Here is a 12,847-nt window from a genome sequence, read left to right on the forward strand (position 1 = left end):
GTCTTCCAGAGAAACATCGGCAAAATTACGACGCACCGATTTGAGCATGTTTTCATACAGCGTGCTTTCGGCGTTTCGCCGTCCAATCTGCTGCAACAGCACCTGACGGCTCTGGCCGATCAGCTGCGCATCCGGCGTGATTTTCCACTGTGGCTGCTGTGGCAGTTCAGTTATGTAGAATGCCCACAGATCCGGGGACAGACTCTGCCACAGGCCGGTGGAGATGCCTGTTCGCGTTGGCTGCACGGCTTTCATGGTCTGCGCGTAGAACGCGCCATCGGCTTTATCCGGGCGGGCCATCATCAGCCAGGCCTTAAGCTGGTTATAGCCCGGTTTCGCCAGTTGGACACGCTGGTCACTGTTAGGCGCTGAGTTAGCCAGCACGGTGAGCTTTTGCGTCAGGGCCTCATTCGCCGGATCGCGTATCAGGCGATTATTTACCACGCCATACCACGGCAGCATCGCGTCGAGTAGCTGCTGGTTATGGTCCAGACCAAAGCGCTGATACCAGGGCGCCCCCTCCCGGACATGATGCAGCAGGCGACCGGCGTCATTGCGGAGAATATGCAGGGCCGTCAGCTGGTGATCCGATACCGAGGGATGCTCCACCAGAGCATGAGTCTGCTGCGCAACAGAGACTATCTGCTGGCGGTTGACTGTAAACGACAGCAGCGTCCCCGCTCCCCAAACGCCGATGATGGCCATCAGCGTCCAGGCGAGCGTCTGCTCCCACGCCATACCGACACGGCGGCCACGCACGCGGGTACAGTCATCCACAATGCCCTGCCAGGTTAACGGCAGGGTCAGCGCATGGCGCTGTGACTCAGGGATAAATGTCTCAGCACCGGCGGTTCCCTCTGACGTATCGACAGGTTTATACCCTGGCAGACTGAACATCAGGCCACGCAGCGGAACGCGCTGCCGGGAGGCTGCCAGCCATGGCACCAGTTGCTGAGCCCAGCGAGCGATACCACCGTCTTTAAGGTCCTGGCCCAGGCGCAGCAGGAAGTCGTGACTGTTGTTTTCCGCGATCTGGCTCACTCCCTGCGTTCGCAGGGACGGCAGCATCAGCTTGAGCTGACGGGCAATATCATCAGCTTTTGCACGCAGCGGGAACGTTGCCCCGACCGCCTGCTCAGTGCGCGTTGTCTGCGCCCATTTGCTGTCACACAGCCGCCACAGCCAGACAGGTGCTGAGTAATGCAGCAATTCACTGATTTTTTCCAGCCCGCGAAGGTCGCTGTCACTGATTTGCGGGGTCAGGTTAAGCGACTGAGGCATGACCCGGACAATCCCGTCCAGTGGACGCCCGCGACGCAGCTTGCGTAACGCGGTGTACTTTTCCTTGTCCGGTTCTGCAGTCAGACTACCGCCGTAAATCAGAACGGTACGGTTGCCTTCAAGCCACTGCTGCTGCTGCAGGCCTGGAACCAGTTTTTCAATCGCGGATTCGTCGCCCGTCACCAGCAGCAGGCAGGCTTTATGACGCCCGAACGGCGTATAACGACTTCTGAGGTATTTTTTAAGGCTGGGCAAAAACGGAACGGTACCTCTACCCTCAACGGAGAGAGACTCCATCTTTTCGCCAGGCTCCTGTGGCTTGTAGACGGCCTGATTTCTTCTCTGTTTCCATCGCCACCAGACAGGTGAACCAATCAGGCCAAAAAGCAAGACGGCAAACACGCCTCCCCAGATTGTCCAGATTTTCTGAGTTGAAATCCCAATGCTGTTCAAACTGTCCAGGTTGATAAAAATTAAAAAAGCACTTACTCCCGCCAGACCAATAATCAGGAGGAAAAATCCCCATGAGCCATAACGTGCGTTTGGTATTATTTTTTGTTCAATCATGGGTAAAGCTCCCTGGTAATCAAGCAAAGTGTTCCTGTTTGCTGCGTCGTCTGATTAACCAGCAGCTGATCTTTACCTGTTTTGCTGGCAGCTTCGGCCAGCATGACTAAAGAAAGTGGTAAAGCCATCTCCCCTGGAGGCCCAAAAGAAAGATCGATCGAATGCAGCGGTCTTTTTTCCGGCAGAGACCACTGATGGCCTGTTGCATACTGCATGATTTCTGCGGCAGCTTTTTCAACCGTTCCCTGCAGCCAAACGTATTCCAGACTCTGTTTATCAGGCTGGACATATTCAAATAACATATCTAACTCTTTAATAAGTTTCCCTTCCTCCAGCGGCATCATACGAGTCATGCCGGCGATAACAGGTAGTGAATGCTGGTGAGCAAAGCTGGGGGAAGCGATAAGCTGAGCAGAAATAAACTCGCTTGACTGCCTTACGCCTGAAGCAGGCCAATCCTGAAGACAAATAATTAATATCAAACCGTCGGAACTCTTTACGTTGAAGAGAGACTCCACTATTTCTCTGAAATAACCTGAGGTGGGTATAAGATCCCATTGCTGAGAAATCGACTCTTTACAATGCTCATCAAATTTTCCTGGAGATTGAAAAACATAAATAGAATGAAGAAAATAACGATAACCTGGGTGCTGAATCTCCAAATCACGGTCTATTTTTTTCATTAAATCTGGAAAACTATATGGCGAATTGAATAACGGACGGGATTTTTTAGGATATGCAGGCACCTTATCCAGCTCACCCAATAGCGCCTCCATTCCCTTCTCTTCCGGGGAAAATAAAACATTACCAACTACGGCTAGCTGCCTTCGACTCCAGCTGCGCCAGTTAGCTTTAGTTCGTTCCGTTTCGAGGCTCCATGCCCGGCTGGCTACGACAGACTGTTCATAGCGGTTTAACATTACCCCGAATAAACATAGCCAAACCAACAATGCTGGCAGGGCACCGTAGAAGAAAACTTTAGCGTAAGTTGCCATATTCCAGATCCATACGCTGGAAATAGCACCTGTAATTAACATCAATATTAACACTATCATCCAGAACCAATACTTTGGTTCTGGAAATGATTTCTGCTCAGGAATATCAGGTATAGGCCATGCCATAGTAAAACTCGATACTTTCTGTGTTTTATTTAAGACCCCAAAAGCGAAGTAAAAGTAAGAATCATTAGCAATGTTCTTTGTTACTTAATCGCCACCGATGTCTGTTAATGAGTCGAATAACTTAATAATCCATGAATAATTTTAGGATAGTAGACTTAGCATTTCATGTTTCAGAATAGACCATTTTTCCCTGTAGGTTATTTTAAGAGTGAATACAAGAACTCTATGTTTGCATTTTGTTAAAAAACATTTTTTGCTTTGATATTCAAAAATATCAATCCATAACGCCTTTTTATCAAACCCGCTCCATATAGAAGGGGTAGGTATAAGAAGATTAGTGTAACAAACAGGGGCACCCCATTCAAACAAGACTTCTTCAACTTTATCGACAGGAAAACATTTAGCTATCGAATCTATATATTTAAAATCGACCTCGTTATCGACAAAAATATCTGATAGTGCGCAGCATAAATCGAAATAGATTAGTTTACCCTCCATATTTTGAACTCCTCAACTTTCTATTCCGGACTGTCTGCCGCTCAGAACGGAACGCTGCCCTGCTCATTCCTTGAGCCATAAGTGAATACTAAATCCCTTTTTCTTTGCAATCGCTATCTTTTAATAAACCCAAGCTAATCTCGATATCTTTATCTTTAATCTCAGGAATTTTCAATGGATGACCATCTTTATCCAGGCGCCAGTAACAATCTTTATTCTCAGCGGTTATTTCATAGCATTACCCATCAGGACTTGAATCAGAGAATGGGCTGACTATTTGAATATTTTTATTGCGTTCGACAGTGACCGACTTCGTTTGGTAAGCGGTGATGAAAATAAGAGGTGCCAGGCCGACAAGCAATAATTTTCATTGAGATTTATATTTCATCAATCATTTATTTTTATGTTCTACGTCAGAGGAATACAGTATTTGAATTTTTTTAGTGGAGAAGGATTTTTCAAATATCCCTTCATTTTCTTTAGATCTTAGAATAGCTATCCTGAATGCCAGGGATAAACCTTGCCTGGCATGGACACGAACTAAAACTATCAAGCGCCCCTGCCAGAACCTGGCCTCCATCGAATGTATCTGCGGCTCCACCTAAGATTTTGTACGTTCCCGGGTGCTTACCGCAGTTAACCATATCTCCTTCTCTGGCAGCAGAAACGCCATACCATTGAAACGTTGGATCGCCGGTAAGGATCTTTCCACCGCAGGTGGTACTATCACCAACTCTTAAAAAATAGCTGACGCTCATTATGTATCCTTTATTTTAAAATATTATGGAAGTATGTGGAAAGCACGACTAATTTCACTAGCGACTACTTCGCTCCGGGCCGATATCTGAACGTTCTGGTGATTCTGTCCCAGATATCAACCAGCTGTGAATAAGTATAGGTTTTCGTTTCCTTACCAGAGTTATGCAACTCAAGAGAAAATACCGGATGCTTCAAATCGCCAATTTTTTCGTTACCGTAAAAATGGAACGTGTAGTAGGATACGCTTTTCTCTTCCGGATGATAGATGTCCTGTTTGCCTTTCATCAGCCACTCTTCTGCATTTATCTCCGGCAGTTTTACAGCCCCTTTTTTCAGGGTGTGAGCACCAACCCTGATGATGGTGGCATTTATTTCACTTCCTCGCTCCAGTAATGTATTGTCTTTACCCAAGGCATTATTGCTGTTAACAATAATCTCAAAATCACCCTGCTTATATATTAAAGTAATATCATCCTTTGATATCGCACCTGCATCATTAATAAAACCCTCTGGAATACAGACACCGGGCTGTGCTGGCACCTCATCATCCTTTCTTCCCTTTAACCGGGAAAGCAGGCTTTGCATTTCGGTCAGTTTCTGAAGCTTTTCATTCAGATCAGATTCACTCAACCCCGCATTTTTTAACATATTTTTCTTATCAAGATATTTAGGATCTGTATGATCCAAGAACTCTGAATGCAGAATGAATGCAACCCCGTTGCTATACAGATGCCCTTCAAGAACCCGCTTTCCTCCTGCCACACTTTCATTTATATTGCGATCAAAAATGACTGTATTGTCATTTATCCGGTATACCTGTTTCAGAAAAGGCTGATCTCTCGGATTAACCGTTTGACTTTCTCCCAACTCCTGTTCACGTAAACGGATACGTTGTACAAACGCCGGTGGATACAGTCGCTTGCTGGCAATTCTCATCTCATTAATCTTTACCGGACCCACCGCAGCGTTATTGAATGAAACGGGCACATCAAAAAGATAGCGACCAATACACTGGGGTTTGGTCTGCTCAAAAAGTTTATCCGTCATTTGTTTTTCCTTAGCCGTTAAAGGGGCTGCCGGCCACGGGCGGGTGAGCAGCCAAAAAATCGCACTGAGAATAAGTACGACAACAATCAATCCCACCCATAAATGCCTTACCCGCATGAGGTGACCTCCCCGGCCATTTTTATAATCGAGCGTAACGTGAACTTCATCGGCAGAAAGTTCACGAAGACATTACATGGTGAAAACTCCTATTCAGTACGTCTGGCTGGCTCTCCGGAAGAAACGAAAAGCAATTCCATGCGTCCATCTTTTTTCTTCATTTATATCGCAGGGAATTCACCAGCCTGTCCCAGATTTCAATCATCTGCACTTCGCTGTAGCGCGTTTTTTTATACTCACTAGTGAGCCCCATACTAAATCTTGGCTTATCTGCTGTAGCATCTCGTTCATTGGCTTTAAAATCAAAATCATAGAATTTATTTTGTTCATCCTTCCCCGTTGCCGTATTTCTGATAGTTTGAGTACTACCAAACAACCATGACTCCGCCGGAATACCATTCGGTGAGAGCGCTGCTTTTTTTAAAGTGTACTGATTTGATGTTTTAAGCGCTTCATTAATTTGCTCACTACGGTTAAACAGGGTGTCTTCTGAACCCGGATATTTATTATTTATATACACGCCTAAAATAAAGTCGCCATTTTCATACTGGAAAGTGATTTTTTCAACATGCTGATTACCATCATCCCGGATAAACCCATTCGGAATACACACCCCTTTAGCCGACGGAATATCCTCATCTTTTCTGCCACTAAGCCTTAAAATCAGGGACTGCAGGGCAGCCAACTTGGCTGGCTTGGTATTTGCGTCGGTCTCAGAAAACCCTCTTGACAAATATTTTGATTTTTTTTCACGGTATTTTTTATCTGAAAAGTCACGAATACTCGTAGTAATAATAAAGGCTGTCATGCCTGAATAAACATGGGCTTCCAGCTGCCTGTATATATCCGGGGCACCAGACTCATTATGATCGAAAATAGCGCTTATGCCATCAGGCAGAATAATAACCTCTTTTAAAAACGGGGCATTTTCAGGTCTGTTACCTGGTTTATTAGTGGCATCGCGCAGCGCCTGCTCTCTTAACTGCACTCGCTGTTTAAAGGCGGGTGGATAGAGAGGTTTGCTTTCAATTTTAAAGTCATCGATAAAAATCATATCGCGAAGCTGATTGTTGAACGACTCAGGAACGTCAATCACATAGCGCCCGATGCACTGCGGTTTGGTTTGCGCAAACAAAGTATTTATCACTGCACTGTCCTTCTGCACTGGCGTGGATGCTGTAGCCGGGGCAATAAAAAGCATCCCGGCAGCCATAAGCACTAAGGCAGAAAGTTCACGAAGACATTGCATGGTGAGAGCTCCTTTTCAGTACGCCTGGCTGGCGATCCGGAAGCGGCGACGAGCCACGCCAGGCGCACATCCTTATCCGTCATTTATAGCGCAGGGAATTCACCAGCCTGTCCCAGATTTCAATCATCTGCGCCTCACTGTAGCGTGTTTTTTTATACTCACTTGTGAGACCAATACTAAGCTTTGGCTTATCTGCTGTAGCATCACGCTCATTGGCCTTAAAATCAAAATCATAAAACGTGTTCTTTTCATCCTTTCCCGTTGCCGTATTTCTGATGGTTTGGACACCACCAAATAACCATGACTCTGCAGGAATACCGTTCGGTGAGAGTGCTACTTTTTTAATCGCGTACTGGTTTGATGTTTTAAGCGCTTCATTAATTTGCGCACTACGGTTAAACAGGGTGTCCTCTGATCCGGGATATTTATTGTTTGTATACACGCCCAGGATGAAGTCATCATTTTCATAACTAAATGTAACTTTTTCCATATGATTTCCACCATCATCCCTGACAAATCCATTTGGAATACACACGCCTTTAGCCGACGGAATATCTTCATCTTTTCTTCCGCTTAACCGTAATATCAAGGATTGTAGGGCAGCTAATTTGGCTGGCTTCTCATTCATTTGAGCCTCGGTAAAACCAGCCTTAATGTAAGTTTTTTTCCTTTCCATATATTTTGGATTGGATAAATCAAGTATTTCCGCTGTGATAACAAAAGCTGTCATATTGACATATACATGTGCCTCCAAGACTCTTCCAAGATCGTCCTCTCCTGAAATATTTCTGTCAAAAATAACACCTTTAACATCTGGTAGCACAATTTTTTCTTTTATAAATGGCGAATTTACAGGCTCATTTTCAGGTTTATTAATGGCATCACGCAACGCCTGCTCTCTTAACTGTACACGTTGTTTAAATGCGGGTGGATAGAGAGGTTTGCTTTCAATTTTAAAATCATCGATAAAAATCATATCGTGAAGCTTGTTGTTAAACGACTCGGGAACGTCAATCACATAACGCCCGATGCACTGAGGTTTGGTTTGCGCAAACAAAGTATTTATCACTGAACTGTCCTTCTGCACTGGCGTGGATGCCATAGCTTGGGCAATAAAAAACATGCTGCCCGCCATAAGAGATAACGCGATAAGCTGTCGAATGGTCTTCATGATGTCGGGATCTCCTGAGCCATTTTCACAATGGCCCTGAGGGTAAACCGCAGGGCTGGCCTGGTCTGTATATCCTTCAGGCTGCTGACTTTGTAGGCATCCTGATGGTCAACTCCAGTTGCCAGAACGCTTTTGATTTCGCTGTTACGGCATATGGCGCTCAGCGATTCCACCGGTACCGTGCCATCCCCCGGCGTTTTTGACGAGGTGACTACATACATCTGAGACCGATTAAAAGGCAGGGGGATCTCCCGGTAGTTGTTTGGCAGCTTCCTGTCACTTTCATGCCTATTTTTCGGGTAGGTAATGGAGGTTTTTCGCCACGTCAGGGTACCGTCGGAGTCGATTTTATGACCATAAAAGGCATAAGTATTCGGATGATAAAGATTATCTAAACCTTCAATAAATGGTTGGACATTTTTATCAATGAGATCGTTGTACTCAATCCAATTACTCTGACTAACTTCCTCATCCTTATCGATAATGTCGGACTCATACAGGCGATACCAGAGGGTCTTATTCAGGTAAATTTCACCGAAGGGATCCCGGGTCTGCGGCAGTTTGACATCGCTGCCATCTTCGCCAGCACCTTCCACGGTCAGCCAGGGAGCACCAGAAAGGTATTTCGCCGAGGGCAAAAGCTGAAGCGGCGCGGGAGCCCTGGCCAGGACCGGCATCAGCTCTTTCGCGGTATTACCCAGCACCGCCCCGGCCATGCCCTCCTGTTTTGCACCAACCTTCATACGGCGGTACGCCGCCGGTGAGCCAAGGTCGGGGATCACCCCATGCACTATCCCCAGAATCTTATCTTTTGCCCCGCAGACCTGCGGCGCATAGCGTGCCACCAGCCCGCCCATGGAATGGGTGACGATAATGACTTTTTCCTGCCCGGCGGGAAAGGGCATGCCGTGGCCGCGCTGATTTTTGTAGAGGCTGATAGTTCTGTCGATAAAGGTTACCAGTCCTTCTGCCGAGGTTTTATTATCCTGCAGCCAGTTATAGCCATAGACGTGAACCGGGAATAGCTTACCGTCTATCAGAATGCCCCGGGTCTCAGACGGATAGTATGGCTAATGGTATCCCAAAATGTAATAAGCTCTTCTTTGCTGTAAGCGGTTGGAGCCATTCCTTCATTATCCAGACTCAGTGTAAAACTGGGTGTCTTGTAATGTGAGTTCATTTCATTTACATATAATTCAAATCTATAACGAGGGTCATCCTTTTCCGCCTGCAAACCAGCAGCCAGGAACTCTTCCATTTTAAGTCCGTTTGCAGAAAAAGTCCCTTTTCTTTCTATATATCCACGAGACTGAGCTAGGTTGTGTTCAATCTCGCCAATCCTGTCTAATACTGAATCTTCCTCACTAACAAAATTATCAGTTTCTAATATTAATCTGATATTATTTAATTTGTCACTACGCACCCCAACAGAAATATCCTCCTGCTCTGTCCCTGAGGGGTCGGTAGCTATAAATGCATTAGTCATACAACTACCCGACTCTGTGGGTATGTCATTATCATCTCTGCCACTTATTCTCACCATTAAAGTCTGCATTTGCTGAACATCTTTAGCCACATCATTTCGAATATGATCACCATCGCGTTGTTTTTCATAACGTGGATCTGAATCGTTTATGGTTTGTTTCTGTAGCTTAATTGCAACTCCATTAGTATACAAATAACCTTCAAGAACACGAATAAAATCACTGGTGCTCGGACCGTCATTTCTTTCAAAAATAACCCCTTCCCCACCATTGCTCAAAGGCCATGCTTTCTTCAAAAATGGCATATTATCAATATTAACGGTTTTTTTTACGCCGAGCTCTTTTTCACGTCGCTGAATAAACTGCAAAAATGCTGGATGATACATTTTCTTGGTAAGAATATATGTTTTGTGCGAATCATCTGGCCTAGATATGTTTGCCTCCCACAGATTATCCTCCATCCTTTCTGATAATTTATATCTCGTAAAAGAAACAGGAACATCAATCAAATAGCGCCCCACGCAATAGGAGCTCACCTCTGAAAATAAATTGTTCATAATAGCCTTCTGTGATGATGTGAGATTTTGGAGGGAAGGATAAATTTGGTGTTGTCGGCAACTCCAATATGCGAGCAGCATGGCACACCCGATAATTATCAATACATAATTAAGTTTTTTAGTTATCATATTTCAGCCCTGTACCATTCACTGCTTGGGCTATTTTTATTATCGAGCGCAATGTAAACCAACGTGCGTCATTAGTGTTTTTAGTCTCATAAGCACCCTCATGATCGACTCCTACCCCAAGCTGCGCTTGAAGATTTGGAGAATTTATCACGGCGGCACTAACAGAAACCGTGCCATCGCCCGGCGTATTGATAAAATAAGTCTTGGTGCGCATGTTTGAGTCTAACTCCTGTTCATTTCTGGCTCAGAACGCGCCGGGGCGATATCTGAACGTTCTCGTAATTCTGTCCCATATATCAACCAGCTGTGAATCAGTATAGGTTTTCGTTTCCTTACCAGAGTTATGCAACTCAAGAGAAAATACCGGATGCTTCAAATCGCCAATTTTTTCGTTACCGTAAAAATGGAACGTGTAGTAGGATACGCTTTTCTCTTCCGGATGATAGATGTCCTGTTTACCTTTCATCAGCCACTCTTCTGCATTTATCTCCGGCAGTTTTACAGCCCCTTTTTTCAGGGTGTGAGCACCAACCCTGATGATGGTGGAATTTATTTCACTCCCTCGCTCCAGTAATGTATTTTCTTTACCCAAGGCATTATTACTGTTAACAATAATCTCAAAATCACCCTGCTTATATATCAAAGTAATATCATCCTTTGATATCGCACCTGCATCATTAATAAAACCCTCTGGAATACAGATGCCGGAATGTGCTGGCACCTCATCATCCTTTCTTCCCTTTAACCGGGAAAGCAGGCTTTGCATGTTTGCTAGCTTCTGTGGTTTATCGTTTAGATCACTTTCCTTCGATCCGCTGTTTAAATAATCCTCTCTGTCCTTTTTATATTTTTGATCGGATAAATCAGTGATCTCAGCAGTAACAATAAATGCCACTCCATTATTATAAAGATGACCTTCAAGAATTCGCCCGAAACCTGGAACACTTCCGTTTACATTGCGATCAAAAATGACTGTATTGTCATTTATCCGGTATACCTGTTTCAGAAAAGGAAGGTCCTCGGGATCAACTACAAGACTATTGTTTAATTCCTGTTCACGTAAACGGATACGTTGTGCAAACGCCGGTGGATACAGCCGCTTGCTGGCAATTCTCATCTCATTAATCTTTACCGGACCCACCGCAGCGTTATTGAATGAAACGGGCACATCAAAAAGATAGCGACCAATACACTGGGGTTTGGTCTGCTCAAAAAGTTTATCCGTCATTTGTTTTTCCTTAGCCGTTAAAGGGGCTGCTGGCCACGGGCGGGTGAGCAGCCAAAAAATCGTACTGAGAATAAGTACGACAACAATCAATCCCACCCATAAATGCCTTACCCGCATGAGGTGCCCCCCCCGGCCATTTTTATAATCGAGCGTAACGTGAACTTCATCGCTGCGGAAAGGCCATTTTCCGTACCGGTATCCCCCACGGCATAAGCGCCTTCATGATCTACTTCGGTGGCGAGCAGCGAGCGGATCCCGGAAAATGCGATACGCCCGGCACGTACAGGTACGGTACCGTCCCCGGCGCTGCCGGAAGAGATCAATTCAAAGGTTTTACCCGCTACGTGACGGTAAACGGGGAGTTCCAGCGGCACGCCCATAACCGGCCTCGGTGCCGGGATCTGCTGCCATGTAAGATAATCGTCCGAAGGATGTTTTTTACTGGTACCGTAAAATGCGTAGGTATTGGGGTGATATCTACCGTTTAATTTTTCGATAAAATTTTCTACATCCTTTTTTATCCTGCTCTGATAAGCTTTCCATTCATTATCTATATCATCCTGCAGTAACCCTTTCTCACACAGTCGCCACCAGTCACTTTCATTAAGATAAATTTCCGTATAAGGGTTTGACTCCGGCTTATTCACACTTTCCGTGCCGCTGTTAATTTTCAGCCAACCCGGCCCGTAGGCCTTACCCGGCAGCAGCTGTAGCGGGCCGGGTGACTGGGCCAGCACGGGCATCAGGTTTGCCGCGTCGGCACCAATTACCGCCCCGACAATGCCCCGCTCCCCGGTTTTCATTCGACGATATGCCGCCGGAGACCCCAGATCCGGCATAACACCGTGAACGATGCCTAGGATATTGTCCCTGCCGTACATATTTTCTGAATAATGCCGGGCCACCAGGCCGCCCATGGAGTGGGTGACCAGAATGACTTTATTGACGGCAAGCCTGTCATGGTAAGTACCTAATACCTCTTTGATATAGAGCCCGAGATGCCTGGCCGAATCGGCGTTTGACTGCAACCAGTTATAGCCAAAAACATGTACGGGAAAAAGATAGTCGTAACTCTGCCTGACCTCAGCCTCAGTCAGCGCATCTTCGCCTTTCTCTGCCTCCAGGTCTTCACCAATCTGTAACTGCCGGGGCGTTCGCCTGGTGGTGCCATTGATCAGGTTGTCAATCAGAATATGACCATCATTCAGCATGCATTGCAGAATATGGAGGGGTTCGCCGTAACTTTTATAAAGCGCACTGCCCCAGCCACGGGCCGTTCTGGAAGGAAACATCCTGCCGTCGAGATCGTCGTAAAGTACCTTCCCCGTTAAATCTACTTTCGTGGAGAGGGGGTCCAGCAGCGCTTTTCTATGTTCTTTTGATTTAGCTGTCCATGCCAGAGCATCAACGCCCTGGTACAGGTCTGCACGCCAGACTTTTTTATCAGAATCTATCTTTTTAAGATTCGATCCCATGATCCCCGGCAGAAAAATAACCGGGATCACTTTTTCCGCCACTTTAGGGCAGGCGACCACCAGATTGTCTTCAGTTCTGGCATTAGGCAGGCTGTAGTAAGCCCGTCCATTTTCATCATATTCAGGCCGACTCACGATCTCTTTTTCTGCCGCTTGCGTCATGG

The 12,847-nt window shown here is 45.8% G+C and carries 12 protein-coding genes; all 12 read right to left on the bottom strand.

Features of this window, described 5'->3' with window-relative positions:
- On the bottom strand, window positions 1-1,578 hold a 1,578-nt coding region (locus M2416_RS19675), incomplete at its 3' end, for an ImcF-related family protein (RefSeq protein WP_310505758.1).
- 266 nt (window positions 1,579-1,844) lie between these two features.
- Window positions 1,845-2,969: a hypothetical protein gene (locus M2416_RS19680; RefSeq protein ID WP_259226359.1), complete on the bottom strand. Its 1,125-nt coding sequence runs from the start codon at window positions 2,967-2,969 to the stop codon at window positions 1,845-1,847.
- Between the two features lie 141 nt (window positions 2,970-3,110).
- The gene (locus tag M2416_RS19685) at window positions 3,111-3,467 is read right to left on the bottom strand and encodes a DUF7079 family protein (RefSeq protein WP_259226360.1); all 357 of its coding nucleotides are present in this window, start codon (window positions 3,465-3,467) and stop codon (window positions 3,111-3,113) included.
- Window positions 3,468-3,946: 479 nt separating this feature from the next.
- Window positions 3,947-4,225: a PAAR domain-containing protein gene (locus M2416_RS19690; RefSeq protein ID WP_072051879.1), complete on the bottom strand. Its 279-nt coding sequence runs from the start codon at window positions 4,223-4,225 to the stop codon at window positions 3,947-3,949.
- A gap of 64 nt (window positions 4,226-4,289) precedes the next feature.
- Window positions 4,290-5,369 (bottom strand): T6SS immunity protein Tli4 family protein, encoded by a 1,080-nt coding sequence (locus M2416_RS19695; RefSeq protein ID WP_259226361.1) that lies wholly within the window; start codon window positions 5,367-5,369, stop codon window positions 4,290-4,292.
- 178 nt (window positions 5,370-5,547) lie between these two features.
- Window positions 5,548-6,639: a T6SS immunity protein Tli4 family protein gene (locus M2416_RS19700; protein ID WP_259226362.1), complete on the bottom strand. Its 1,092-nt coding sequence runs from the start codon at window positions 6,637-6,639 to the stop codon at window positions 5,548-5,550.
- 79 nt (window positions 6,640-6,718) lie between these two features.
- A complete protein-coding gene (locus M2416_RS19705) occupies window positions 6,719-7,810 on the bottom strand; it encodes a T6SS immunity protein Tli4 family protein (RefSeq protein WP_259226363.1) in 1,092 nt (363 codons plus the stop codon).
- Window positions 7,807-8,715 (bottom strand): alpha/beta hydrolase, encoded by a 909-nt coding sequence (locus M2416_RS19710; RefSeq protein WP_259226364.1) that lies wholly within the window; start codon window positions 8,713-8,715, stop codon window positions 7,807-7,809. Before M2416_RS19710 ends, M2416_RS19705 begins: the two co-directional genes overlap by 4 nt.
- Before the next feature lie 131 nt (window positions 8,716-8,846).
- On the bottom strand, window positions 8,847-9,851 hold the full coding sequence (locus M2416_RS19715) for a T6SS immunity protein Tli4 family protein (protein ID WP_259226365.1): 1,005 nt from the start codon (window positions 9,849-9,851) through the stop codon (window positions 8,847-8,849).
- Window positions 9,852-9,969: 118 nt separating this feature from the next.
- Window positions 9,970-10,194 (bottom strand): hypothetical protein, encoded by a 225-nt coding sequence (locus M2416_RS19720; protein ID WP_259226366.1) that lies wholly within the window; start codon window positions 10,192-10,194, stop codon window positions 9,970-9,972.
- A 30-nt stretch (window positions 10,195-10,224) separates the two neighbouring features.
- Window positions 10,225-11,304: a T6SS immunity protein Tli4 family protein gene (locus M2416_RS19725; RefSeq protein WP_259226367.1), complete on the bottom strand. Its 1,080-nt coding sequence runs from the start codon at window positions 11,302-11,304 to the stop codon at window positions 10,225-10,227.
- A gap of 11 nt (window positions 11,305-11,315) precedes the next feature.
- Window positions 11,316-12,845 carry a lipase family alpha/beta hydrolase gene (locus M2416_RS19730; RefSeq protein WP_259226368.1) on the bottom strand — a complete coding sequence of 510 codons (1,530 nt, stop codon included), beginning with the start codon at window positions 12,843-12,845 and terminating at the stop codon, window positions 11,316-11,318.
- Between the last annotated feature and the right edge of the window lie 2 nt (window positions 12,846-12,847).

It is taken from the genome of Klebsiella sp. BIGb0132, from assembly GCF_024810075.1.
Lineage (GTDB): Bacteria > Pseudomonadota > Gammaproteobacteria > Enterobacterales > Enterobacteriaceae > Klebsiella > Klebsiella terrigena.

What these genes read in the sequence shown, in the direction of transcription:
- M2416_RS19680 (WP_259226359.1), bottom strand. Translation starts at nt 2,969, where the DNA reads ATGGCATGGCCTATACCTGATATTCCTGAGCAGAAATCATTTCCAGAA.
- M2416_RS19685 (WP_259226360.1), bottom strand. Translation starts at nt 3,467, where the DNA reads ATGGAGGGTAAACTAATCTATTTCGATTTATGCTGCGCACTATCAGAT.
- M2416_RS19690 (WP_072051879.1), bottom strand. Translation starts at nt 4,225, where the DNA reads ATGAGCGTCAGCTATTTTTTAAGAGTTGGTGATAGTACCACCTGCGGT.
- M2416_RS19700 (WP_259226362.1), bottom strand. Translation starts at nt 6,639, where the DNA reads ATGCAATGTCTTCGTGAACTTTCTGCCTTAGTGCTTATGGCTGCCGGG.
- M2416_RS19705 (WP_259226363.1), bottom strand. Translation starts at nt 7,810, where the DNA reads ATGAAGACCATTCGACAGCTTATCGCGTTATCTCTTATGGCGGGCAGC.
- M2416_RS19710 (WP_259226364.1), bottom strand. Translation starts at nt 8,715, where the DNA reads ATGCCCTTTCCCGCCGGGCAGGAAAAAGTCATTATCGTCACCCATTCC.
- M2416_RS19715 (WP_259226365.1), bottom strand. Translation starts at nt 9,851, where the DNA reads ATGAACAATTTATTTTCAGAGGTGAGCTCCTATTGCGTGGGGCGCTAT.
- M2416_RS19720 (WP_259226366.1), bottom strand. Translation starts at nt 10,194, where the DNA reads ATGCGCACCAAGACTTATTTTATCAATACGCCGGGCGATGGCACGGTT.
- M2416_RS19730 (WP_259226368.1), bottom strand. Translation starts at nt 12,845, where the DNA reads ATGACGCAAGCGGCAGAAAAAGAGATCGTGAGTCGGCCTGAATATGAT.